We start from the raw sequence: 24,111 nt of genomic DNA, 5'->3' as shown, positions 1-24,111 counted from the left end.
GCCGCCGTCAGGGCCCGACGGTCTCCACGCGCGGCGCGGAGTCGTGCCAGGTGCAGAACACCGAGACCGTGGCCGCGCCGTCAGTGAAGTCCACGCGGAGCCACTTCTGCTGCGTCCACGTCCGCACCGACCAGCCCGCCGCCGGGGTCGCCGAGACCAGCGTCGCGGACTCCTCGCCGAGGTCGAGGACGACCCGGCCGCCGTCGGTGCCGTAACTCCGCACGGAGCCCGTGCCACCGCCCGAGCCCTCGCCGGTACGGGTGGGGCGCGGCGCGGCGGCGGCCTTCGCGCGGGTCTTCGACGGAGCGGGCGGCCCTGCGGTCTTCTCCGCTCGCCCGGCCCCGTCCGGTCTCCCCGCCTCGTCCGGCTCGTCGACGGGACGGGGGTCGGCGCGGTGCGTCGAGGAGGACAGCGGCTCCGTCCCGCCGCCGTCCGCCAACGGCAGGGCGCGGGGCGGGTCGTAGACGGTCCCCGCGAGCACCGTGTGGACGCCCCACCAGGAGAGCGTGACCGCCGCGCCGGTGGCGAGCGACCACGCGACGGTGTGTACGAGTCCTCTGCGCATCGCGGGCCATACTGCACCACGTCACGGGCCCGCGTCCCGCGGGGCGGCCCGCTCCCGGGCCCGGGAGCGCGTGGCCGCCGGGAGAGGACCGCGTTCCTCCGTATGGCGTACGGTGCCGCCCATGTCCAGTGTGCTCGTCGTCGAGGACGACCAGTTCGTACGCTCCGCCCTGATCCGGCACCTGACCGAGGCGACGCACACCGTGCGCAGCGTCGGCACCGCCCTGGAGGCGCTGCGGGAAGTCGCCCACCACCGCTTCGACGTGGTGATCCTCGATCTCGGCCTGCCCGACCTCGACGGGGCGGAGGCGCTGAAGATGCTGCGCGGCATCACCGACGTGCCCGTGATCATCGCCACCGCCAGGGACGACGAGGCCGAGATCGTACGGCTCCTGAACGACGGCGCCGACGACTACCTCACCAAGCCGTTCTCCGTCGAACACCTGTCGGCGCGCATGACCGCCGTGCTGCGCCGCTCCCGCGCCACGGCGGGCGAGGCGCCCGCTGACAACGTTCTCCGGGTCGGCGGGCTCGCCATCGACCCGCTGCGCCGCCGGGCCGAACTGGACGGGGCGCGGCTCGACCTGACCCGGCGCGAGTTCGACCTGCTGGCCTTCCTCGCCGGGCGGCCCGGCGTCGTCGTACCGCGCAGGGAACTGCTCGCCGAGGTGTGGCAGCAGAGCTACGGCGACGACCAGACCATCGACGTCCACCTCTCCTGGCTGCGGCGGAAGCTGGGCGAGACGGCCGCCGCCCCGCGCTATCTGCACACCTTGCGCGGGGTCGGCGTGAAGCTGGAGCCGCCGCTGGCCGGGCCGCCGCGGTGAGGTGGGCGCTCGTCAAGGTGTGCCTGGCCGTCACCACGATGGTCGTGGTGGCCTTCGCGGTGCCGCTCGGCCTCGTCGTCGAGGAGATGGCCCGTGACCGTGCCCTGTCCAACGCCGAACGGCACGCGGCGGGCATGGCCCCCACGCTCTCCATCACCACCGACCGCGCGGAACTGAGCCGGGCCGTCGCCACGTCCGAGACGGGCGGCGACGGACGGATGGCCGTCCACGTGCCGGCCGTCGGCGACACCGGCGCCTTCGAGGTCGGCGACCCGAGGGCCGGGGCGCGCGCCGTCGAGGCCACCCGGAAGGACGGCCGAGCCAGGACCGCGGAGGTGCCCGGCGGCTTCGTGGTCCTCCAGCCGACCGCCCTCAGCTCCGGCACCGCGGTCGTGGAGATCTACGTGCCCGAGGCTGAGGTCAGCAATGGGGTGACCACGGCGTGGCTGGTGCTCGCGGGCGTCGGCGGCGCGCTCGTCATCGGTTCGGTGGCGGTCGCGGACCGGCTCGGCGTACGGATGGTCCAGCCCGCCAAGCGGCTCGTGGGCGCCGCGCGCGACCTCGGGGAGGGGGAGCTGGGGGCGCGGGTGCCCGAGGAGGGGCCCAAGGAACTGCGCCTCGCGGCGGTGGCCTTCAACTCCATGGCCGACCAGGTGGTGCGGCTCCTGGCCAACGAGCGGGAACTGGCGGCGGACCTCTCGCACCGGCTGCGCACGCCGCTCACCGTCCTGCGGCTGAACGCGGCCTCCCTCGGTGACGGGCCCGCGGCGGAGCAGACCCGCACGGCGGTCGAGACGCTGGAGCGCGAGGTCGACACGATCATCCGCACCGCGCGGGACGCGAAGCCGCAGACGGCGGTGGTCGGGGCCGGGGCGGGATGCGACGCCGCCGAGGTGATCAGGGACCGCATGGCGTTCTGGTCGGCGCTGGCGGAGGACGAGGGACGGGAGGCGCGGGTGGCCGGGGTGGAGCGGCCCGTGCGCATCCCGGTGCCCCGCGCCGAACTGGCCGCCGCGATGGACGCGTTGCTCGGCAACGTCTTCCGGCACACGGGCGAGGGCACGGGCTTCTCGGTGGACGTCCACAGCGCCGAGGACGCGGTGATCGTGCTGGTCTCCGACGCGGGGGAGGGCATCGCCGACCCCGAGGCCGCGCTGGCGCGGGGCGCCGGGTCGGGGGCGGACGGGTCCACGGGGCTCGGCCTCGACATCGTGCGGAGGCTCGCGGAGTCGACGGGCGGGGACGTGCGGGTGGGCCGCTCGGTGCTCGGCGGCGCGGAGGTCCGCCTCTGGCTGCAGAGGGGGTCTCCCCGGGGGGCGGGGAGCCGCCGGGGGCACCGGGGGGCGGTCCGGCGCCGGCTCTCCTCGCGGTGACGACTGCTCCCGGGGGCTGCCTTGCGCGGCCATGCGATGCCCCGCAAGAACCTTTCCCACCCACCCACCCACCCGCTCGCCCCGGCCACACCCTTCCGTGATTGGCTCGCCTGGTCACACTCTTCCGTGTTCGGCTCGGCCGGTCGCGCCCTTCCGTGATTGGCTCGCCTGGTCACACTCTTCCGTGTTCGGCTCGGCCGGTTACGCCCTCTCGTGATTGGCTCGCCTGGTCACACTCTTCCGTGTTCGGCTCGGCCGGTCGCGCCCTTCCGTGATTGGCTCGCCTGGTCACACTCTTCCGTGTTCGGCTCGGCCGGTCGCGCCCTTCCGTGATCGGCTCGCCTGGTCACGCCCTTTCCGTCCACCGGCTTCCCCAACTGCGTCTCTTCTCCCACCGGCTCACCCCAGCTGCATCCCTTCTCCCACCGGCTCATCCCGGGTACACCCTTCCCCCCGTCGGCTCATCCCGGCTACATGCGTTCCGCCTGCCGGCTCACCCGGGCGGTGTCCCTTCCCCTCCGTCGGTTCACACGGCTACCCCCTCCCACCCATCGGCCCGCCCGGCCACACCCCCCGCCCGCCCACTCGCCCGGCTGAGCTGCGCTCCCCACCCCCACCCATCCACGCGCAGCCGTGCAGAACGGGCGGGTGGGTGGGAGAGATCCGCGCGAAGCGCGGGACAGGCGAGGCGACGCGCCGTGCAGAGCGGGCGGGTGGGTGGGAGATGGCCGCGCGCAGCGCGGGACAGGGAACAGCCCCCCCCGCGCCGCAGCACGGGACAGGGAAAGCCCCCCGCGCCGCAGCGCGGGACAGGGAACAGCCCCCCCGCGCCGCAGCACGGGACAGGGAAAGCCCCCCGCGCCGCAGCACGGGACAGGGAAAGCCCCCCGCGCCGCAGCACGGGACAGGGAGAGCCCCCGCGCCGCAGCGCGGGACAGGGAAAGCTCCCCCGAGGCCCAAGGAGAGCGGCCCCCCGCAGGGTGGCTTAAGCCGTGCCGATGCGGCCCTTAAGCCACCCATAAAGATCAACCCCCGAGCCCCGTAGGCCCGTTATGTCGCGCCCCGCGAGGCTAGCGTGCGGATCACCCCCACCCCCGTACAACTAAGGCAGGCACGCCATGAGCAGCACGCGCCGGCGCACGCTGAGCACCCGGTCCAAGGTCGTCGGCGGGCTCGTCGCCGTCTCTCTCGTCGGCGGCGGCGCCTTCCTCCTCCCCGGCACGGCCCTCGCCACCAAGGCCCCCACCGAGAAGCCCGCCGAGAAGCCCGCGGGGAAGCCCACCGCCGAGGCCCCCGCCAGATTCGCCCCGTACGTGGACACCTCGCTCGCCCCCGCCTACGACCTCCTCGACACCGCCGAGAAGACCGGCGTCAAGGAGTTCACCCTCGCCTTCATCACCTCCGGCGGCGGCTGCGAGCCCCTGTGGGGCGGCGCCACCGGCCTCGGTGACGACAAGGTGGCCGCGCAGATCGAGGCCCTGCGTGCGAAGGGCGGCGACGTCCGCGTCTCCTTCGGCGGCGCGGCCGGCTCCGAGCTGGGCCTCACGTGCGACAGCGCCGACGCCCTCGCCGAGGCGTACGGCGAGGTCGTCGACGCGTACGAGCTGACCAAGGTCGACTTCGACGTCGAGGGCGCCGCCCTGCCGGACACCGCCGCCAACACCCGTCGCGCCCAGGCGATAGCCGCGCTGCAGAAGGCCCACCCCGGCCTGGACGTCTCGTTCACGCTGCCGGTCATGCCCGAGGGCCTCACCCGGCCCGGCGTCGGCCTCGTCACCGACGCGAAGAAGAACGGCGTCGACGTCTCCGCCGTGAACATCATGGCCATGGACTACGGGCCCGCCTACAGCGGTGACATGGGCGAGTACGCCATCCAGGCCGCCACCGCCACGCAGAAGCAGCTCAAGTCCGCCCTCGGCCTCTCGGACGAGGCCGCGTGGAAGGCCGTCGCGGTCACCCCGATGATCGGCGTCAACGACGTCGTCACCGAGGTCTTCCGGCCCGACGACGCCACCCGGCTCGTGGAGTTCGCCCGGTCGAAGGACATCGGCCGGCTGTCCATGTGGTCGTCGACCCGTGACAAGGCCTGTGCGGACGGCGAGTCGGACACCGTCCGCCCCACGTGCTCGTCCATCGCCCAGCAGCCGCTGGACTTCACCAAGGCTTTCGCGGCCTACCAATAGCCTCCGCCCCAGCAGCCACGACCACAACCACATCCACGACCACTGCCAGGGTCACAGCACATCCACGACCACTGCCACGCCCACCGCCACAGCCAGGTGCCCCGGCCGGAACTTCCCCCACGCGGCCGGGGCACCGCCCCCTTCCCCCTTCCCCCCGTCCCCCCTCGAAACGGCTCAGTCGAGCGCGAGCTCCGGCAGCGCGCCCGCGCGGGCGACCCTCGCGTACCACTGGGCGCTCGACTTCGGGATGCGGGCCTGCGTCTCGTAGTCGACGTAGACCGCGCCGAAGCGCTTGCTGTAGCCGTAGGACCACTCGAAGTTGTCCAGGAGCGACCAGAGGTAGTAGCCGCGGACGTCGGCCCCGTCCGTGATGGCCCGGCGGACCGCGGCCAGGTGGCCGTGCAGGTACGCGATGCGCTCGGGGTCGTGGACGCGGCCCTCCGGGTCGGGCTTGTCGTCGTAGGCCGCGCCGTTCTCGGTGATGTAGAGCGGCAGGCCCGGCGCCTCGCGGGTGTACCGCATGATCAGCTCGTGCAGCCCGGTCGGGTCGATGGTCCAGCCCATCGCGGTGCGCTCCCCGGGCGTCTGCTGGAAGACGACGTCCTCGGCGCCGGGCCACGGAGAGTGGTCGCTGGCGCCGTGCCCGTCGTTGCGCGCGGACCCCGCACCCGCCTCGGCGGCCGACACCAGGGACGGGGTGTAGTAGTTCAGGCCGAGCGCGTCCATCGGCTGGTGGATGACCGCCAGGTCGCCGTCCTGCACGCAGGACCAGTCGGTGATCCGTGCCGTGTCCGCGAACAGGTCCTCGGGGTAGGCGCCGTGCAGCATCGGCCCGTGGAAGACACCGTTGGCCAGGTTGTCGATGCGGCGCCGCGCGTCGAGGTCCCCCGGCGTCTCGGAGGCCGCCCTGACCACGGAGGAGTTGAGGCTCACCGCGACGCGGGCGCGGGCCGGCAGGGCGGCGCGCAGGGCCTGCGTGCCGAGGCCGTGCGCCAGGTTGAGGTGGTGGGCGGCGTGCAGGGTGGCCGCGGGCTCGGTGCGGCCGGGGGCGTGGACGCCGGAGCCGTAGCCGAGGAAGGCGCTGCACCACGGCTCGTTCAGCGTGATCCAGGATTCGACGCGGTCGCCGAGGGCCTCGCCGACGATCGTCGCGTACTCCGCGAACCGGTACGCGGTCTCCCGCACCGGCCAGCCCCCGGCGTCCTCGAGCTCCTGCGGCAGGTCCCAGTGGTAGAGGGTCACGGCGGGTTCGATGCCCTTGGCGAGCAGTTCGTCGACCAGGCGGCGGTAGAAGTCGAGGCCGCGCTGGACGGCGGGGCCGCGCCCGGTGGGCTGCACGCGTGACCAGGAGACGGAGAAGCGGTAGGCGCCGAGGCCCAGGTCGGCCATGAGCGCGACGTCGTCGCGGTAGCGGTGGTAATGGTCGACGGCGACGTCACCGGTGTCACCGCCGTCGGTGCGGCCCGGCGTGTGGCTGAAGGTGTCCCAGATGGACGGCGTACGGCCGTCCTCGCGCACGGCGCCCTCGATCTGGTACGCGGAGGTGGCGGAGCCCCAGAGGAAGCCGTTCGGAAAGGTAATGGGTTCAGGCATGGAAGCGCTCCCATGAAACGTAGGGGGAAGAGTGAGGAGAGAGGGAGGCAGAGGGCGGGGGAGGGAGCCTCCGGGAGCCCGGCGCGGGCTCCCGGAGGGTCAGCCCTTCACGGCGCCCTGCATGATCCCGCTCACGATCTGCTTGCCGAACAGGATGAACGCGAGCAGCAGCGGCAGCGTGCCCAGCAGGGCGCCCGCCATGATGACCGCCCGGTCGGGGATGTAGCCCGTGCCGAGGGAGTTGAGCGCCACCTGCACCGTCGGGTTCGACTGGTTGAGCGCGATGATCGGCCACAGGAAGTCGTTCCAGGCCATGACGAACGTCAGCAGTCCCAGCACGGCCATCGCGGGCCGCGCCGCGGGGAACACCACGTGCCAGATGATCCGCAGGCTGCTCGCCCCGTCCATCCGGGCCGCCTCGATCAGCTCGCCGGGCAGCGCCTGCAGCAGGTACTGCCGCATGAAGAACACCCCGAAGGCGCTCACGAACGTCGGCAGGATCACCGCCTGGAGCTGGTTGGTCCACTGCAGGTCCGCGACCCACAGGTACAGCGGCACGACGCTGAGCTGCGGCGGCACCATCATCGTGCCGATGGTCAGCAGGAGCAGCGCCCCGCTGAACCGGAACTTCAGCTTGGCGAAGGCGAAACCGGCGATCGTGGAGAACAGGACGGTGCCGATGGTGATGCTGCCCGCCACGATCGTGGTGTTCAGCATGGCGTCGCCCAGGCTCGCCTCGGTCCAGGCCCGCTCCAGGTTCTTGAAGAGGTTGCCGCCGAACCACAGGGGAGGCGGCGTCTGCGCGAGCCGCCCGCTGGTGCGCGAGGCCGCGATCGCCGTCCAGATCAGCGGCGCGAGCGAGACGGCCGTGAACACCGCCAGGATGAGATACGTCAGCGGGCCCGCGTGCATCGTCCGGCCGGCCTTCTGGCCGAGCGGGCGCACCGTGCTCCTGCCCTTCGGGGCCGGGGCGCGGTCGGTCGGCGGGGCCTCGGGGCGGTCCGCCTTCGGGTCCACCGTGCGGGCCTTCATCGGTCCTTCCTCATACGTCGGGCGATCAGCATGTTGACCGCGGCGATGATCAGCAGGATCGCGAGCATCAGCCAGGCGACCGCCGAGGCCCGCCCCAGGTGGCCGTTGATCCAGCCCTGGTCGTACAGATAGAGCCCCAGCGTCTGGAACTGGTGGTCGGCGCCGCCCTTGGACCCGGCCGTGCCGCCGAACAGGAGCGGCTCGCCGAACAGCTGGGTGGCCCCGATGGTGGAGACGACCACGGTGAACAGGATCGTCGGCCGCAGCATCGGGATCGTCACGTGCCGGAACTGCTGCCAGCGCGAGGCGCCGTCCAGCGAGGCCGACTCGTACAGGTCGTGCGGCACGGCCTGCATGGCCGCCAGGTAGATCAGCGCGTTGTAGCCGGTCCACCGCCAGATGACGATGGACGACACGGCGAACTGCGAACCCCAGGACGACTCGCGCCAGTTGACGGGGTCGAAGCCCACCGACCCGATCAGCCAGTTGACCATGCCGCCGTCCCACGCGAACAGCAGTGTGAAGACCAGCGAGGCGCTCGCCACCGACGTGGCGTACGGGGCGAGCATCGCCACGCGCCACAGCGTGGAGCCGCGCAGCTTGTAGTTGAGCAGGTGCGCGATGCCGAGCGCGACGGCGAGCTGGGGGACGGTGGAGATGACACCGATGGTGAAGGTGTTGCCGAGCGCGTTCCAGAAGTAGTCGCTCTGCAGCAGGTTGGTGTAGTTCTCCAGGCCCAGCCAGGTGCTGTCGTCGAGGTTGGTCAGCTCCAGGCGGTGCAGCGAGGCCCAGCCCGTGTAGAGCAGCGGGAAGAGGCCGAAGGCGCCGAAGAAGAGGAAGAACGGCGCGACGAAGACGTAGGGCGACGCCTTGATGTCCCAGCGGTACAGGCGACTGCGCCAGGGGGACGGCGTGCGGGAGGACGTGCTCCCGGTCGCGGCCGGGGCCGCGCCCCCCTTGTCGGGGGACGCGGTCTCGGCGTACTCAGCGGTCTCGGACATGGGGGTCACTGTCCCAGAACATCCTTGATCTCCTTCTGGGCCGCCTCCCAGCCCTCCTCGGGAGACTTGCCCTGCTGCTCCACCTGGAGCACACCGATGTCCGTGATGGACTGGCCGATCTGGGCGTCCTTGATGCCGTAGACGGCCGAGGGGGTGTTCTTCGCGATGCCGGCGAAGATCTCGGTGATCGGGGCGTCGCTGAAGTACGCCTTCGTGGCGGCCGACGGCTTCAGCGAGTCATACGCCGAAGGGGTCGAGGGGAAGCTGGCCTGCTTGGCGAAGACCTTCGCGAGCTGCTCGGGCTGGGTCAGCCAGACGGCGAGCTCGGTCGCCTCCTTCTTGTGCTTGCCCGCGCTCGGCACCCCGAGGAACGAGCCGCCCCAGTTGCCGTCCGTCGGGGCCTTGGCCATGTCCCACTGGCCCTTGCCCTCCGGGCCCGTCTTCTCCTGGATGTACCCGGCCATCCAGGCGGGGCAGGCCACGGTGGCGAACTTGGCGTTGGCGAAGCCCTGGTCCCACGTCGGGTCGAACTGCTTGAGCTTGGCGGACATGTCGCCCTGGGCGACCTTCATCGCAGCGTCCCAGGCGTCCTTGCGGCCCTGGCTGTCCTCGTAGATCTCCTTGCCGCTCTTGTCGTAGTACCGCTCCTTCGCACCGGCGAAGACGGCGTTGTAGACGCTGGAGGCGGAGTCCACGAACTTGGTGTCCTTGGGCGCCTTCTTCATGTACTTCTCGCCGAGCGCGACGTACTTGTCCCAGTCGCCGGCCCACTCCTTCGCGAGCTCCTCGCGGTCGGTGGGGAGCCCGGCCTTCTCGAAGAGGTCCTTGCGGTAGCAGAGCGCGGTCGGGCCGATGTCGACGCCGAGGCCGATCGTCTTGCCGTCCTCGGTCGTGGCCTGCTTCCACTTCCAGTCGAGGTACGTCGACTTCTCGACGCCCTCGGCCTTGCCCAGGTCCTCGAACTTGGCGCCCTGGGTCTTGACGACCTCGGTGATGTTGCTGACCTCGATGGCCGCCACGTCGTTGACGCCGGCGCCGGACTGGAGCTGGGTGAGCAGCTTCGGGTAATAGGCGTCGTTCCGCTCGATCACGTTCTCTTTGATCGTGATGTTCGGGTGCGACTTCTCGTACTCGTCGTAGAGCCCGGCCTGCTTCAGGCCCAGCACGCCGAACGTGCCCACGTTCAGCGTGATCTTGCCGTCGCTGCCCGCGGAACCGCCTTCGTCATCACTGGAACAAGCGGCCAGCAGGCTCGTGGCCAGCGCGGTCACGGCCGCGTAGGTCACCAGCCGCCGGGACCGGCGGAAATTGCTGCGCATTACGTCCTCCTGTTGCCTGACGTGCCGACCCCCCGGCCAACTGCTCTGCTGGGCCCGTTGGTTCACGCTGCGGCTCGGGCGGGGAACGTGCGGGTTGTGTACGTGTCAGGTAGTGTGGGAGCGCTCCCACAAGTGATGAGTTGAAGACTCGTGGCTCCGGACGGGGGTGTCAAGGGACCGGACGCAGAGATCTGCGTTCGGTTATCGGGCCGTTACCGGGAAGCGCGCGGTTCCGGCGCGGCGGCCCGGCGGAGGTCCGGCTGTTACATTCCTGGCCGGGGGAATGGTGACGGGAGGCGGACAATGGCAGCTCACCCAGCGCGCGGGCGCAGCGGCGGACGGCCCACCCTGGAAGAGGTCGCCGCGCGGGCCGGGGTCGGCCGGGGCACGGTCTCCCGCGTGATCAACGGCTCGCCGCGGGTCAGCGAGGCGACCCGTACCGCCGTGGAGGCCGCGGTGGCCGAGCTGGGGTACGTCCCGAACACCGCCGCCCGCGCCCTGGCCGCCAACCGCACGGACGCCATCGCCCTGGTCGTGCCCGAGCCCGAGACCCGCTTCTTCGCCGAGCCGTACTTCTCCGACGTCCTGCGCGGGGTCGGCGCCGAGCTCAGCGAGACCGAGATGCAGCTCCTGCTGATCTTCGCGGGCAGCGACCAGCGGCGCCAGCGCCTGGCCCAGTACCTGGCGGCCCACCGGGTCGACGGGGTGCTCCTGGTCTCCGTGCACGCCGACGACCCGCTGCCCGACCTGCTCTCCCAGCTGGAGATCCCCGCCGTGATCAGCGGCCGCAGGTCGGCCGACGAGCCGCTGCCCTCGGTCGACTCCGACAACTTCGCCGGGGCGTGCTCGGCCGTGGAGCACCTGCTCTCCCGCGGGCGCACGTCCATAGCCACGATCACCGGCCGCCTCGACGTGTACGGCGCCCAGCGCCGCCTCGACGGCTACCGCGCCGCGCTGCGGGACGCGGGCCGCCCGGTGGACGAGCGGATGATCGTGCCGGGCGACTTCACCGAGGAGGGCGGCCGGCGCGCCATGCGGGAGCTGCTCGAAACCCGCCCCGGCCTCGACGCGGTCTTCGCGGGCTCCGACGTGATGGCCGCGGGCGCCCGGCAGGCGCTGCGGGAGGCGGGCCGCCGCATACCCGACGACGTGGCACTTGTCGGCTTCGACGACTCGGCGATCGCCCGTCACATGGACCCGCCGCTGACCAGCGTGCGCCAGCCCATCGAGGAGATGGGCCGGGCCATGATCGACCTGCTGCTCGCCGAGATCGCGGACAGCCGTCCGTTCGCCGCCCGCCGCCTGGAGCGGCGTCAGCTCGTCCTCCCGACGCGGCTGGTGGAGCGGGCCTCTTCCTGATCGCTCCCGGACTCTCCCGGGGGCGCCGGACCCTCCCGGGGGCGTTCGCGCCCGCGAGGAAGCGCACAACGCGGAAAGGGCCCCGGTTCTCTCGAACCGGGGCCCTTTCCTTCAGGGTGAGTGACGGGACTTGAACCAGTTTTTTGACCCATCTGTGACCTGCGGTGATGCTGAAAACCGGGGCATATCGGTGCTGTTCGATGTCGCTCAGTGTCGATGGGCGGCCAGGAATGCGGCTCGGTGTGGCCACGGCCAAACGGCGAGAGGGCGAGCGAACCGGCCCTACCGCAGGTGAGTGCAGACCGCCCTTACCGACGTCCACAACGAACGGCGCCCCCGCCATAGGGCAGGGGCGCCGCTGACCTCTCCCCTCGCCTGGGGGGCTAAAGGGTCGAGGCCAGTCGTGCCGTCCGAACGCGCGCTGCCGGGGTCAGGGGCTCGGGTGTCCGACGGTGTCTCTCGTTAGATCGTAAGTAAATAACTGCTCTATGCAATGGAAAATCACTGCAATCACTCGAACGAGTGTTTGTATCAATCGGCTCTTGCGGTGCGGCGACTCAGATGATCCAAAAATGTACGGTCGACGATACAGACAGTCGATCATGATCGCGCGAGCGTTGAGCGGGTGCCGCCCGCTCCGCCCTCGCCCCGCGTCCTCGCCGCCCGCCGGGCTGTCGGCGAGCGCATCCGGGCCGCACGCCTCCACGCGAACTTCACGCAGGAGGTCCTCGGCGAACGGGCCGGCCTCGACCGTCAGGCGATCAACCGGATCGAGCAGGGGCACGCTTCGCCCCTGCTGGACACCCTCGTCCGTATCGCCGACGCCCTCGACGTCCCGCTCCGCGACCTGGTTTGACGGAGCGGGGCCCGCCATCGGCGAGCCCCGCTCAGGGAGTCATCCGGCGGGCGTGCCGCTCCCCGGACACATCTCTCGGCCACCGCCCTGTGGCTGGTGCGGAGGCATCGGCTCGCCCGGCTCGACGCCGGAGTAGGTGCCGCACTGCTGACAGACGCCCGCGCACTGCCCGGGATCGAAGCGGCCTGGCTGACGTTCACGTTCACACATGATCAGTTCTCCCTTGGGTGGTGGGATGGTGCTGACTGGTGTGGTGCACTCCGCCGCTCGGCCGGGGCCTGCGGGGAGGGTCAGAGCTTGCGGACGAAAGTCTTCTCGCCGTTGTGCCAGGTGATCGTCACGCCGTGCTGGCCGTCGCCGCCCTCCCGCGTCGACCACACGTCGAGCGTCGCGATCTCGGGAGACTCGGCCGCGCCGATCACACCCGCGAGCCATGCATCCGGTGCGGCCGTCACCGGCGCAGCCTCGAACGGGGCGGGGGAACCCTGCACGGCCGCGGTGGGCGGTTCGTGCTTGGCGCCCTCGGCGAGCTGCCCGATCAGCTGCCACCGAACCTCGCGACCCGCGACCGTCACAGCCAGGCCGTACGGGTGCTTGGTGTCTCCGGCCTCGTTCAGGGACTGGACGCGTTGCACGTCAGGGGTGTTTTTCAGCAGGTCGACGGCGTAGTCCTGGAATGCGGCGGGGTGCATTTGTGATCATTCCTCTCGTGGCGGCTCGGCCAGTTTATGGGCGGGGGCCGACAGGCCGCGGGCCTCCACCCGGGCTCGCCGCAGGGCCTCGCTCTCCTTCGGCCTTCGACGGCACGGACACGGACACTGCCGCGTGGCCGTAGGGGTCAGACGCCCCTCGTGGACCTCAAGCCAGGTGCTCCCATGGCAGAGATGCGGGGCCGTGACGATGCCCACCAGCCGCTGGGCCAGGCAGGGAGGGCACGGCACCTTCGCACGCGGAATGTCGACAGGACAGATCGGCGTATGCGCGACGCCGGGGTACGGGCCCAGTGAGTTGCTCAGCCACATGCGGTCTTCGTAGGTTTCACCTTCACGAACGGTGTGGCCGCACCTGCCGCATCGGGGTGGCGGTTCGTCGTCGCTCGACATGGAGGCTCCTTCTCTTCGCTGCGTGAGATGGGCGGCCCGCTCCCTGAGTGCCATCGGGCGGGCCGCCCGGTCCCGACCGCGCTCCTCCCCAGGGACACGGCCGGGGGCTTATCGAGGGGTGCGGCGCACGTAGGCCGGCATCCTCGGGCACTTCACGTGCACCGTGATCTGAGCGCCGCCCGCCGAGGGCGAGTGTCCGGCGATCTCCTTGCCGGGCCACTCCTTGGTGATCGGCTCATCGCAGTGCCAGCAGAACCTGACGCCCTCGCTCATCTCTGGACTCCTCGGCGCAGGTTCTCGATGGTGGGTTCGGGCGGCCGCAGCAGGGTCTGTATGGCCCGGAAGGCGTGCCGCAGCCGTGCGCCTTCCTCGCAGTCTGCGGTTGCGCAGGCAGTACAGCCGAGCAGGTGCGCGCGGAGCCGCGAGGCGAGTTGGCCGGAGGCCCCTTCCCCACTGAACATCAGGCACCACCCGCCTGCATGGCGTACCAGCCAGCGGCTACCAGCTGGCCTACCAGGGCCACCGGGCACAAGCGCCCCACGGCCTGCGGGGGTACCACCCAATGCGTGCCCGGCGGCTCCGTGCGATCGAGGCGTGGCACGCCGAGGTAGGTGCCGAGCCCCAGCCACGGCGCCTTGTCGTCGTGAGGCCAGTAGCGTGCGGCGTAGGGCTGCATGAGGGCGTAGTAGGTACCGCCCATGGTCCGGCCGTCGTAGATCACCGGACCAAGGAGGCGGCGGGCCAGGCCCTCGGCGGCCTCCGTGAGGAACTGGGTATCGAGAGCAGCGTGGACGAGAGGCTCGGGCATGCGCACGGCGTCGAAGCGGCGGCCGAGCGGGAGCAGAGCGACCCCGCTCGTCTTCCACTCGGCCCGCGCGTGGTCGGGCCCGTCCTGAGCACGTGCCAGCCACTCGGAGAGGGCTGTGGTCGCCTCGGTATGCATCGGTGTGCCCCTGCCGTCATCAGCGTCGATCAGGTCTGATGACGACGGTAGGGGCGGCGTGACCAGCCCGATGACCGGAATACGGTCACCCCGGTCAGGCGGACAGCAGGCCCACATTCACCGCCAGCTCGGCGGCGCGGCGCCGGCGCTGCGCCTGCTTGGACTCGACCTCCTCGAGGATGATTCCGCGGGCGTACCCGTTGTAGGCGATCGTCTCGGGCGCCGAGCGGTGAGCCTTCTCCAGCGTGGCGATCGCGACGTCAGGCTGTCCGTCGAGCTGGAATCCCCGCGCCTCCTCGATGCGGTGCCTCGCCCGCCGAGGCCTGGACTTGATGACGGTCTCGTCGGCCTTCGCCGCTTGGCGGACGGACTCGCCGCCCTGGTGCAGCTCGACGGCGATGGTGACGGCGTGAGCGCCCATGATGGCGCGGGAGAAGGACGTCACCGGGTGGTAGTAGTCCAGCGGCAGCTTCTTGGCCGTCTTGTCTGCCTCGTCCCAGTGCCGCCACGCGGCACCGGTCTCTCGCCTCCGGGCCGCGGTGTACCCGAGCTCGAACTGGAGGGCTCCGGCGATGGCGAGGACATCGTCCGAGGCGTCCGGCAGCAGCGGGTCGAGGAACCGGACCGCTTCCAGATTGACGGCGTCTGCCGCGTCGAAGTGCCGGGGCCCGCTGTCGCGGTGGGCCTGCGCCATGAGCCAGGCCGCGACGCCGATCGTGTGCGGGTCCTCGGACTCCTGGGCTGCGATCATGCCGCGCTCAGCGACGCGCCACAGCAGAGAGCTGTCGGGCTGATAGGCGATGAAGAACTGGCTCAGGCTGTACGTCTGGGCGAGGAGGCCTTGCGCCGTGCGGCGGTCGCTGCCGGTGTCGGCGTGCTTCACGAGCAGCTGCGCGTCCCGGATCAGGTCGGGCAGCAGCTTGCCGATGACCTCGCGGTGGTTCGGTGCCCGGTGGCGCGCCTTCCACGCGGCGTGCAGCCGGGCCTCCAGGTGCTCCACTGGCGGCGGCTCGGCGCTGGACGACAGAGGGAAGCTGTCGATCGCGGCCTTCACCGCGCCGAGGCGGGGGTGTCCGGGGCCGATGAAGAGGTCGACGTGCATGTCGGGGTGCCCTGTCAGCTCGGAGAGGTCGCGGACCCGGAGCGCCTCGGCGATGCGCATCACCATGCCGAGGCCGGGTGCCTTCATCTGACCGTTCTCGATCTTCCTCAGCGTGTGTGGGGAGACCCCGACTAGGTCGGCGAGCTGAGCGCGCGTCATGCCGCGTCGCTCGCGCAGAATTTGTGCCCGTTGGCCGAAGCGCAGCGGGTCGGCGTAAGGGTCCGGGGTAGCATCAGATGGCACGGTCTCGCCCCTCTCTGAACAGCTCGTCACTGTCAGGGTATGGGGCGGGACCATTTCTATGTGAGGGCTCTGGCCAGCAATCACCGTGCTGAGCACGACGAAAGGGCCCCCACCGCCCGAAGGCAGTGGGGGCCAGTTCATGCTCCGGTTCGCATGTGCTCGCGGACCTGGTCGTGTATGTCGCCGGGGTCGGGAGTGACGCCACCGTCTCGCATTCGGTGGATGAGCCGGTCGACAGTCCAGGAGTAGGCGAGCACCAGACTGCCCAGTCCGTCGATGCGCGCGTTCTGCCGTTCGATCTTGAGCTTCATCTCGTCTCTGATCTCGCGGAATGAAGCCAGATCAGCCGCCCGTTGGGCGGGCTCGGCTGCGGCCTGCGCCTGGGCGCGGGTTGCCTCGGCGGTGGTCCGGGCTGCTGCCCGTGTGGCCCGTGCGGCGAAGAGGCCGCTGCCGAGGAGTGCGGCGGCGCCGAGGATGGAGCCGATGATGCCTGCGGCGACGCCCCATGTGCCGGTCATCTACCACGCTCCCGTCGCGCAGGGTGGGGGACGGAGTGCTCCGGCAGGGTCGCCAGGAACAGGATCAGCGCGACGTGGCCGAGGCCGTACCAGGCGGCGATGGCGAGGCCGCGCGGGTACTCGCCGGTGAGGCCGCCCCACAGGTACGCCGAGCCCCACACGAACGGCGGGATCAGGGCGGCGAAGAAGCCCAGCCCGTCCCTCCCGATCCGGAGCCAGGCGCACGTGAACGTCACGAGTCCGCAGATGATCCAGACCGACGACCAGCAGCGGATGTCCGCGAAGCGGGTGAGCAGGCCGAGGCCGGCGGGGTTCGGGCCGGGCTGCAGGGCGTAGCCCAGGCCGAAGCAGATCTTCGCGGGGCCGAGGATGGCGAGCGCCGTGCCGCGGCGGCCCAGCCGCTTACGGAGCCGTCGGGCCGCCGGGCGCATCAGATGCTCGTCGGCCGGCGCGGGGTGTCCGGTGTGGCGACGGTCTCGGTGAGGCCGGGCCCGACGGGGCCGCCGCTGGTGACGATCGCGGTCAGCACGGCGGCCACCGCGGCGAGGCCGCCGACGGAGGCGACCTCACCCCAGTCCACGTCCAGGATGCCGATGCCGTCCCCGGCCATGAGGGCGAGGGAGGACTGCGCGGCGGTGCGCACCGCGCGCTCCGCAGTGGCCTTCCAGAAAGCGCCAGTGTTCATGGGCAGTACCTCTTTCAGACAGGCTGCGCGAGCGAGCGGCAGCCGATGATGGTGCCGGAGGCGTTGCGAACCTCGCGGTACGGGACGAGCAGGTCGCTGCGCCGGTCGGCGACGGCCAGGGCGACGACGAGGGAGACGATGTACTGATGCCCGTCGCGCTTGGGCGGCAGGTTCTGGGCGTGCCCGAACTCGACCATCTCGAAGGTGAAGCCCCCGCCCAACTCGATGGTGGCGAGCCGAGCGGGCGTGGCCTCGGGCTCGATGACCTCCAGCAGGTGCGGTTCGAGGTCGTCGATGCCGTCCTCCCGCTCGTGCGCGTACAGGCGGATCGGATGCGGGGTGAGGTTCAGGATCACCGTCGCCTCACTTCTTGGGGAGCTTCAGCTTCTGGCCGACGCGGAGCGCGTCGGACCGAAGGCCGTTCAGGGTCTTGATCTCCGCGTAGCGGGAGCCGTCGCCGAGCTTGGTCGCGGCGATCGACCAGAGGGTGTCGCCGCGGGCCACGGTGTACGTCTTGCTCGGAGCGAGGCGGGCGTGGATGCGGGCCCGCATCGATGCCATGGTGAAGCCGCGCGGATCGACCTTCCCCGGCTGCCACTCCAGGTGCCCGATCACCGAGCGCTCGGACCAGCCGTGATACCGGCAGATCGCCGCCGACACCTTCTCGATCGCGAGCAGCTGCTCCTCGGGCCACGGGTCCTTGCCGTCGCCGCGGTTCTCGCACTCGAAGCCGTAGAAGTGCCGGTTGCCGTCGGTGTTCGCCTCGTTGTCCGGCGGCAGCGTCGCCCGCTCGGCGATGACCGCGCGCAGCACGTCGTCATCGCCATTCCCGGCGTGGTTGGCGCGGCCGTACCCGACGAGGTGAACACGGCCGTCCTTGGTGATGACGCCGTGGCACAGCGGCCCGGGCAGGGTGCTGTAGCCCTTGCGGCAGATGCCGACCGTGTCGTGCCGGGCAGCATCGGTCACGGTGTGATGGACCATCACCCCGTGGACGGGCCCCCAGGGACCCTTGTGGTTTCGGTTGTGGTCCTCCCAGTCGCCGACCTCGACGACGGTCAGACCCTCGGCGCGGAGCAGGGCGGCGAATCTTGCTGCGCTCGGCGGTGTGGCCATGCAGGTCTCCAGACATGAAGAAACCCCGGGCCGGAGAGGCGCGGGGCGTGCGGGTGAGCGAGGGGTCAGGCGGCGTAGCCGTAGGCGAGAAGGCCCACGTTGCCGCCGAAAGCCGCGGCGGTGAACGCACCCGCGGTGACGGTCGGCGGGGTCGACATGCCGGTGTTGGTGTCGCCCCAACCCGGGGACGCGCCGGCGCCGGTGCTCATGGAGCCCTCGCCGACGAGGTTCGGCAGCGTCGTGGCTTTGATCATGATGCCGAGGTAGTGCAGACCCTCGTACGTCGTCGTGTACGACGAGGCACTGCCCGCCGTGGTCTGCGCGATGGCCAGCGTCTTGACCGTGTTCGCCGCCCACGCCGTGGTGGTCTGGTCTGCCGTGCGGGCGAGCGCCACCCGGGCCGAGTTGTGCAGGCTGAACCACCAGTTCGTCGGCGAGGCGGCCGCCGTGGCCCCGTTCATGAAGCTGATGTTCGAGACCACCGCGCCCTTGGGCAGCCAGATCGGCACCAGGTACAGCGTCCCGGAGACCATCGCCGTAGTCGTCGCCCCGCACCGCAGCCTCGACGTCGTCTCGTAGCGGCCCGCGGGCCGCATCGCGTCCTCCAGAGCACCGAACCCGGAGTCGAACGGGCTGCTCCTGGTGCTCGTCGTCGAGGCGTCCGCCACGGTGCCGCTGTTGCCGTGGCGGGTGACGTCAGTGACCGAGCTCGTAATGTTGATCCCGGCCAAGGTCGTGCCGCGCGTCCGCACGTTCCGGATCACCGGACGGGCGGTGTTGGTGGAGATCTGCACCCCGTACCCGGTCAGGTCGTAGACCTCGCAGTCGTCCAGGACGACGTCGGCCCCGTCCCACACGTGCAGCCCGTTCGCGGCCGCACCGGTGACGCGGCAGTTCGAGATCGTGACATCCGTGGCCGTCGCCGCGGGGGTCGACCGGGAATCGACGGTCACGCCGGCACCACCGCTCCCGTTGACGTCCAGGTCGTCCATCAGTCCCCGGCGGGTGCCCAAGGTGCTGATGGCGGTGGCGCCGGTGGTGTGAGCGATGACGCCGGCGAGCGCGTAGTCCTCGACCCGCTCCATCCGTACGGCCTGCTGCCCCACGCCGCGCACGGTGACGCGGCCGACTGCGACATCCTGCACGTAGCCGGTGTCCTCGCCGATCAGCTCGACCGCGGCCCCGTAGGCGCCGCCGCCGGTCATCGTCACGTCGTCGATGACGATCCCCGCGAGCGGCTGCGAGCCTGCGATGGTCGGGGAGCCGCCGCCGGCCGGGGTGCGGTGGGAGGACTTGCTGCTGTCGAGGGTGCGCACGTTGACGCCGCCGCCGCAGTTGCGCAGCTGCACGCCGGAGATGACGGCGGACTCCCACGTGTACGCGCCGATCGCGAACTGAGAGCAGGCCTCGGCGTACAGGTCGCGGATGCGGATGTCCCGGTGCGGCTTCCCCGGTGAGGCGCTGTGGGAGCCGATGGCGCGCGGCCAAGCGATGGTGCCTGCAGTGCCGGACGGGCCGGTCGCGCAGCCCTCGATGAGCAGGTCAGTGCACGGGGTGTCGTCATAAGGCCCGAACCCACCGAAGTAGGCGCTGCCCTTGGCGAGGTCGGGCTGGATGAATTCGCTGAAGGGGCGGTCGCCGGGGTCGAGGTAGCCGTGGCCGCGGACGTTGCGGATGACGCCGTGGCGGACGGCGTTCAGTTCGATGCCGTGGTAGCCGCAGACGTCCTTGATCAGGGTGTCGCGGATGACGATGTTCTCGGCGTGGCCGATGCTCATGCACATCGCCGACGTTGGGTAGGCGGTCGCCCGCGCGTCCCAGACGCCGCCCTCGATGATGATGTTGCCGTGCCCCGTGTAGCCGCCGAGGGCCTGGCCCGCGTCGCCGTTGAGGAGCATTGTGCCCGCGCCCGCGCGCCGGATCGTCGCGCCCTCCATGAGCGTCAGCCTGGTGTTGCCGTAGATGCGCAGGGGCAGGGTGGAGGCGTCCCAGGTGCCCGACGGCACGATGATCCAGCCGCCGCCCGCGTCCCGCGCGGCGTTCAAGGCGGCCTGGAGCGCGGCGCCGCCGGTGCCGAAGATGCGCGGGTTGTAGATGCGCATGCCGGTGAGGGAGACCTGCCCGGCCTGGAGCGTTCCGGGGGTCTCCAAGACGCCTGCGGCCGAGCGAGAGAGGAAGGTGTCCCGCGAACCGTCACCCGGGCCCCACTGCATCGATCCGTCGGCCGCCACCCGGAAGCGGTCGAAGCCGTCGCCGGTCTTGAAGCCGCCGAGGATGACGTCGCTGCTGTTCGGCATGCCCCACTGGGCCTTGCCCGTGAGGGTGCCACCCGCCTTGTCGAGCTTGCTCTCGATCTGGTCGAGCGCTCCCGATGCTGCCTCGCGGGCGCCCTGGTACCAGCGCACCGCCTGCCCGTCGGGCGCGTTGTACTCGTACTCGATTGCCGTCACGCCGTCGATCTTGAAGGGGCGGATGCGTCCGGGCGCCGAGCTGCCCGTCGCGTTCGTGCGGAGCTGGGCGATCGGTGTCGTCCCGTCCTCCTCCAGGAGCGCGGTGATCTGCTCGCCGGTCCCGGCCGCCCGCACGATGACCGGGTAGTCCGGCACTACGTTGCCCGCCGGGTCGGTGAGCACGTCGGCCGGGGTCCCGCCGTAGGTGTACAGCGCCATCTCCGTGCCGCTCCTTTCAGTCGAGCCAGTAGTCGCCGGAGATGTCCACCCACGCGGTGCCGTCGGTGCCCTGGTACCACCAGAGGATGTCTCCGGCGACGCCGTAGGCGCTGGTGACGCCGGTGTTGAGGATCTCCAGGCGGCCCGTGGCGTCGGTCGTGGCGCCGCCCATGGAGCAGGTGCCGTCGAAGGTCCGCAGCTCTGCCGGGGTCAGGCTGCTCGGGACGGAGCCGAGGTTCACGGCGTTCGCGTCGTAGATCAGCTGGCCGTCGGTGCGTTGGATGCGGCCCTTGAGCCACACGTGTTTGCCGCCGTCGGTCAGGCGCACGCCGAGGTCGACGATGCCCTCCTCGAACCCGGACTTCAGGCTGATGGTGGACTGCCACGGCTGGAGCGGCTCATACAGCGTCGCCCACCCGCTGGCGGTCTTGGCCCACGTGGTGCCGTCGGCGGCGATGACGAGCATGCCCGTCGGAGCGTCGGACATCGTCGAGTTGCGTTCGGCGAGGTTGGCGACGTGCTGCACGAGGTGCGGGTCGAGGGCCTCGGCGAGCGCTGCCAGGGCCGCGGCCCCGTCCGGGCCGTCGCCGCCTCCGGGGACGGGCAGATCTGCGTATCCGATGGTCGCCACGCGGGCGCCCCCTCTCAGGCCGAGAACGAAATGGTGATCTTGCCGCCGGTGAAGCTGGCGTACTCCGAGCGGCCCGAGGCGTAGATGGCCAGCCCCCGCGCGCTGCCGGACGCAAGCGCGGACCGCCAAGACGCGGGCAGCGACGCCGTGCCCTTCGCGCCCACCGACAGGCGCAGCAGCCCATCCTCCGGGCCCGAGCCCAGGTTGAGCTGGCCGGACGGCGGTGCCGTGTGGCTGTGGAGGTACAGGTTCATCGGGACCTTGCCGTTCACGCCGGAGCCACGCTTCCGCGTGAAGCTGACCTTCATCCCGGACACCGTGCGGCCCATGCACGCCGCGGCGATCGCCGTGCCGTAGAACCAGCCGCCGCGCCTGTTGCCGCGCCCCGTCCAGTCGCCTTGCGTCGGAGCCGAGGCGTACTCGTCCGGCCGGCCGCCGCGCCAACTTCCGCTGTCGGTCGGACTGATCACCTTCGACTTCGGGGCCCGGCCGGGGTCCACCGGCGAGGTGTCGGAGATCGAGCTGAGCTGCATGTAGAGCTGCGCCTTGCCGTCGGCGTCCTTGCGCACGTACAGCGTGTTCACCGTCTGCCAGCCAGACCCCGACGGCCCGCCCGTGCCCCACGTCGCGGCGGTGACGGCGTCCTCGTCCACGGCGATCTCCCGTGCGATGTCGCGCACCGAGGAGTCCGTGGCCGCGCCCGGGTCGTCGCCCACGGCGTACAGCACCAGCGGCTTCACCCCGGGACGGACGTGCACGAGGTCGCCGGCCTGGCGGCCGCGGTACGCCGTCGAGCACGCCACGTCCAACAAGAGCGCGCCCTGATACATGATGTTGACGCCGCCCTCGTCGGTGACGTCAACGACCCGGCACAGCACGGTCGTCGGCCGAGCCGGTGGCCCAGCCGCGAGGTCGATGCCGAGGTCTTCACGTACGCCCATCAGATCCTCCTCGCCGAGGTGCGCGTCTGGCAGGACATCGACGCGGCGCCGAGTGTGCGCGGGCAGGCATCGATCAAGTGCGTCTCCCACAGGCCGGGCTCGACCTCGACGCGCACGACGTCGCCGGGCTCGATCCCGGGGTGCGCGTACGCGGTGAACGTCAAGGTGCTCTGCACGCGCAGGCTGTCGGCGAGCTTGGCCCGCCCCGCGGTGTAGGCCTGCTCCTCGGAGGTGATGAGCGGAGAGGTGTACCGCTCGACCCGGGGCCGCACCCACACCAAGCCCTCGCGCTGCGGGGCGAGCGGATCACGGATCGGGTCCGGGCCCGCGTAGGTCAGGCTCATCGGGTCGTCGTCCCACACGTACACCGGGCCCACCGGCGCGGCCGCCGAGCCACCCTCTCCGGCCGCCTCCTCGCCAGAGACCACCCACACGTTCACCAGGCCCTCGCTGCTCTGCGCGGCCTCCGGTTCGATCAGGCCCTGGCCGTACGGCAGCGTCCACACCGCCGGGTCGGCGAGCGTTGGCACCGGGGCGAAGGTGAACACCCCGCGCGCGTCCGCGTAGACCTCGGCGCCGAGGGCGGGCGCGATGCCCGTGGACACCCCGGCCTGGTCAGCGCCGCCCGACAGGCCCTGCCACCGGTCCTCGTCGATGACGAACGAAGGGATCTTCGTGCCCGCCTTGACCCCGTCCCGCCAGGCCACGGCCGCCCACGGCACAGCCTCGGTGATCAGCGTCTGGGCGATCGCCTCGGCGGTGTCGGTCTCCACCGTGCGGGCCACCGGCAGCGCGGCGCCGCGCACGATGTCCTCCACGCCGAGCAGCTCGGCGCTCAGGCCGCGCCCCCGCAGAGTCCGCTTCGTGCTGTCGACCACGTACCGGCCCGCAGGCACCCGGTAGGGGTCGGCGCGGGAGGCCGTCAGCTCCTCGAAGAGCCGCACCTGTGTGGCGACCGTGTTGATCCCCGTCGCGCCGACCGGCGGGTCGAGAAGCTCCACCGTCGCCGACCACCGGCACTCGGCCGTCCTGTCGGGCTTCACGTCCGCCGCGCCCACCGCCAGCGGCACCCACGTGACCCCGCCGTCGTTGGACCACTCGCCGACCGGGCGGCGCCGCACCGCACCGGTCAGGGCCCGCAGCAGCGTGGGAGGCAGCGCCTGCATCACGCCCTGCCGTTCGTCGCCAGGGCCGCCCACGAGCTGTAGCTCGACGCCACCGCCGTCCACGACTCGAACGAGGCGGCGACCGTGTCCCACGACCAGCCCGGCAACCGCATCGGCTGACCCTCCGGGTCCGGCCGCTCGATCGGCGCGATCGTGAAGCCGACCGCGTACCCGCCTGTCGAGCCGAGCTTGCCGGTCGTGTCCTCTGTCCAGTCGCCCGGGACGAAGAAGCTGTCGGGCTGCTGATAGCCGGGCCGAGTCTGCGCCAGCAGCACGCCGGCGTCCATGAGTCGCCGCACCTGCTCGACCTGCTCGGGCGGCACGTCCACGACCACCTGCACCGTGGCCGCGGCGTGCGCGTCATAGCCGACCATCGCGAACGGGCTACCCGCCCGTGCCGCGACGTCCTGCCGGGCAGCCGACTCGCGCGCCCCCCACGTGGTGATGTGCACCCGCGCGGAGAGGCCCGGCTCGTCCAGACTCTTCAGCCACAGGTCCCGGACCGCGCCCACCGCCGGAGCCGGGACCTCCACCGCCAGGGAGGAGACGGGACCGAGGGTGCCGTCCGCGTACTCGGGCTGCGCCGAGTACATCACCGGCACCCCGAGCGGCGCTTCATGGTCGTACGCCGTCCCGACACCTTCCACCGCCCAGCCGGGCGCGGCACCGCGCACCGCGACCTGCACACCGTCCGGACCCGTCCGGACGATCCGCACGCGCCGTACGCTCGCGGCCGTGGACAGGGGGCTGCTGCCCGCCGTGTAGTCGACGGACAGCACTACCCCCGCCCATGGCTCGTCCACGATCGCCGCCAGCCAGCCATCCGGCGACGTGACGCGGTCCGGGACGGTGACCGGGGGTGCCCCCGGCAGCACGATCATCGGCAC

Annotated in this window: 23 protein-coding genes and 1 pseudogene; 5 read left to right on the top strand and 19 right to left on the bottom strand. The window is 71.5% G+C overall.

What is annotated here, in order from left to right; translation table 11 throughout:
- Positions 1–7: 7 nt before the first annotated feature.
- Complete coding sequence (locus DCW30_RS06025) at positions 8–565, bottom strand: hypothetical protein (protein WP_076686058.1); 558 nt, start codon at positions 563–565, stop codon at positions 8–10.
- 121 nt (positions 566–686) lie between these two features.
- Between DCW30_RS06025 and DCW30_RS06020 the strand changes: the two genes are divergently transcribed.
- From DCW30_RS06020 to DCW30_RS06010, 3 genes and pseudogenes are all read left to right on the top strand, one after another.
- Positions 687–1,391: a response regulator transcription factor gene (locus DCW30_RS06020; RefSeq protein WP_062779051.1), complete on the top strand. Its 705-nt coding sequence runs from the start codon at positions 687–689 to the stop codon at positions 1,389–1,391.
- Positions 1,388–2,764 (top strand): sensor histidine kinase, encoded by a 1,377-nt coding sequence (locus tag DCW30_RS06015; RefSeq protein WP_076686060.1) that lies wholly within the window; start codon positions 1,388–1,390, stop codon positions 2,762–2,764. Before DCW30_RS06020 ends, DCW30_RS06015 begins: the two co-directional genes overlap by 4 nt.
- Positions 2,765–3,996: 1,232 nt before the next feature.
- A pseudogene (locus tag DCW30_RS06010) lies at positions 3,997–4,947 on the top strand (chitinase); the annotation flags it as partial.
- Positions 4,948–5,121: 174 nt separating this feature from the next.
- Here the strand turns inward: DCW30_RS06010 and DCW30_RS06005 are convergent.
- The 4 genes from DCW30_RS06005 to DCW30_RS05990 all read right to left on the bottom strand — a co-directional run bounded on the left by DCW30_RS06005 (position 5,122) and on the right by DCW30_RS05990 (position 9,892).
- A complete protein-coding gene (locus DCW30_RS06005; RefSeq protein WP_076686063.1) occupies positions 5,122–6,540 on the bottom strand; it encodes a GH1 family beta-glucosidase in 1,419 nt (472 codons plus the stop codon).
- Positions 6,541–6,639: 99 nt separating this feature from the next.
- Complete coding sequence (locus tag DCW30_RS06000; RefSeq protein WP_062778300.1) at positions 6,640–7,452, bottom strand: carbohydrate ABC transporter permease; 813 nt, start codon at positions 7,450–7,452, stop codon at positions 6,640–6,642.
- A gap of 116 nt (positions 7,453–7,568) precedes the next feature.
- Positions 7,569–8,573, bottom strand: coding sequence for a carbohydrate ABC transporter permease (locus DCW30_RS05995; protein ID WP_062778150.1), 1,005 nt, complete (start codon positions 8,571–8,573; stop codon positions 7,569–7,571).
- A 5-nt stretch (positions 8,574–8,578) separates the two neighbouring features.
- Positions 8,579–9,892, bottom strand: coding sequence for an ABC transporter substrate-binding protein (locus DCW30_RS05990; protein WP_076686065.1), 1,314 nt, complete (start codon positions 9,890–9,892; stop codon positions 8,579–8,581).
- A gap of 303 nt (positions 9,893–10,195) precedes the next feature.
- Between DCW30_RS05990 and DCW30_RS05985 the strand changes: the two genes are divergently transcribed.
- Entirely contained in the window at positions 10,196–11,251 is a 1,056-nt protein-coding gene (locus DCW30_RS05985; RefSeq protein ID WP_062778155.1) for a LacI family DNA-binding transcriptional regulator, read from the top strand.
- 625 nt (positions 11,252–11,876) lie between these two features.
- A complete protein-coding gene (locus tag DCW30_RS05980; RefSeq protein WP_076686068.1) occupies positions 11,877–12,107 on the top strand; it encodes a helix-turn-helix domain-containing protein in 231 nt (76 codons plus the stop codon).
- Positions 12,108–12,397: 290 nt separating this feature from the next.
- Here the strand turns inward: DCW30_RS05980 and DCW30_RS05975 are convergent, their stop codons facing one another.
- From DCW30_RS05975 to DCW30_RS05915, 14 genes are all read right to left on the bottom strand, one after another.
- The gene (locus DCW30_RS05975; protein ID WP_076686071.1) at positions 12,398–12,799 is read right to left on the bottom strand and encodes a hypothetical protein; all 402 of its coding nucleotides are present in this window, start codon (positions 12,797–12,799) and stop codon (positions 12,398–12,400) included.
- A 519-nt stretch (positions 12,800–13,318) separates the two neighbouring features.
- Positions 13,319–13,483: a hypothetical protein gene (locus tag DCW30_RS36595; protein ID WP_162933583.1), complete on the bottom strand. Its 165-nt coding sequence runs from the start codon at positions 13,481–13,483 to the stop codon at positions 13,319–13,321.
- A gap of 187 nt (positions 13,484–13,670) precedes the next feature.
- Positions 13,671–14,153: a hypothetical protein gene (locus tag DCW30_RS05970; RefSeq protein WP_079250122.1), complete on the bottom strand. Its 483-nt coding sequence runs from the start codon at positions 14,151–14,153 to the stop codon at positions 13,671–13,673.
- A gap of 94 nt (positions 14,154–14,247) precedes the next feature.
- On the bottom strand, positions 14,248–15,498 hold the full coding sequence (locus tag DCW30_RS05965; RefSeq protein ID WP_076686073.1) for a helix-turn-helix transcriptional regulator: 1,251 nt from the start codon (positions 15,496–15,498) through the stop codon (positions 14,248–14,250).
- 137 nt (positions 15,499–15,635) lie between these two features.
- Complete coding sequence (locus DCW30_RS05960; RefSeq protein WP_076686075.1) at positions 15,636–16,016, bottom strand: hypothetical protein; 381 nt, start codon at positions 16,014–16,016, stop codon at positions 15,636–15,638.
- The gene (locus DCW30_RS05955) at positions 16,013–16,447 is read right to left on the bottom strand and encodes a hypothetical protein (RefSeq protein WP_076686078.1); all 435 of its coding nucleotides are present in this window, start codon (positions 16,445–16,447) and stop codon (positions 16,013–16,015) included. Before DCW30_RS05955 ends, DCW30_RS05960 begins: the two co-directional genes overlap by 4 nt.
- Positions 16,447–16,701: a holin gene (locus DCW30_RS05950; protein WP_076686080.1), complete on the bottom strand. Its 255-nt coding sequence runs from the start codon at positions 16,699–16,701 to the stop codon at positions 16,447–16,449. The genes DCW30_RS05955 and DCW30_RS05950 overlap by 1 nt, the downstream gene beginning before the upstream one ends.
- A 14-nt stretch (positions 16,702–16,715) precedes the next feature.
- Positions 16,716–17,057, bottom strand: a complete 342-nt coding sequence (locus DCW30_RS05945; RefSeq protein WP_076686082.1) for a hypothetical protein — start codon at positions 17,055–17,057, stop codon at positions 16,716–16,718.
- Positions 17,058–17,064: 7 nt separating this feature from the next.
- Positions 17,065–17,817 carry an N-acetylmuramoyl-L-alanine amidase gene (locus DCW30_RS05940; protein ID WP_076686085.1) on the bottom strand — a complete coding sequence of 251 codons (753 nt, stop codon included), beginning with the start codon at positions 17,815–17,817 and terminating at the stop codon, positions 17,065–17,067.
- 65 nt (positions 17,818–17,882) lie between these two features.
- On the bottom strand, positions 17,883–20,486 hold the full coding sequence (locus DCW30_RS05935) for a right-handed parallel beta-helix repeat-containing protein (RefSeq protein WP_076686087.1): 2,604 nt from the start codon (positions 20,484–20,486) through the stop codon (positions 17,883–17,885).
- Between the two features lie 16 nt (positions 20,487–20,502).
- A complete protein-coding gene (locus tag DCW30_RS05930) occupies positions 20,503–21,117 on the bottom strand; it encodes a hypothetical protein (RefSeq protein WP_076686089.1) in 615 nt (204 codons plus the stop codon).
- A gap of 14 nt (positions 21,118–21,131) precedes the next feature.
- Positions 21,132–22,058 (bottom strand): hypothetical protein, encoded by a 927-nt coding sequence (locus DCW30_RS05925; protein WP_076686091.1) that lies wholly within the window; start codon positions 22,056–22,058, stop codon positions 21,132–21,134.
- Positions 22,058–23,224, bottom strand: a complete 1,167-nt coding sequence (locus DCW30_RS05920) for a phage tail protein (RefSeq protein ID WP_076689291.1) — start codon at positions 23,222–23,224, stop codon at positions 22,058–22,060. The genes DCW30_RS05925 and DCW30_RS05920 overlap by 1 nt, the downstream gene beginning before the upstream one ends.
- Positions 23,224–24,105 carry a hypothetical protein gene (locus tag DCW30_RS05915; RefSeq protein ID WP_237283570.1) on the bottom strand — a complete coding sequence of 294 codons (882 nt, stop codon included), beginning with the start codon at positions 24,103–24,105 and terminating at the stop codon, positions 23,224–23,226. Before DCW30_RS05915 ends, DCW30_RS05920 begins: the two co-directional genes overlap by 1 nt.
- Positions 24,106–24,111: the final 6 nt, after the last annotated feature.

It is taken from the genome of Streptomyces alfalfae, assembly GCF_004127445.1.
In the GTDB taxonomy this organism is placed as follows: domain Bacteria; phylum Actinomycetota; class Actinomycetes; order Streptomycetales; family Streptomycetaceae; genus Streptomyces; species Streptomyces alfalfae.
This window is presented reverse-complemented; position numbering and strand designations above follow the sequence as displayed.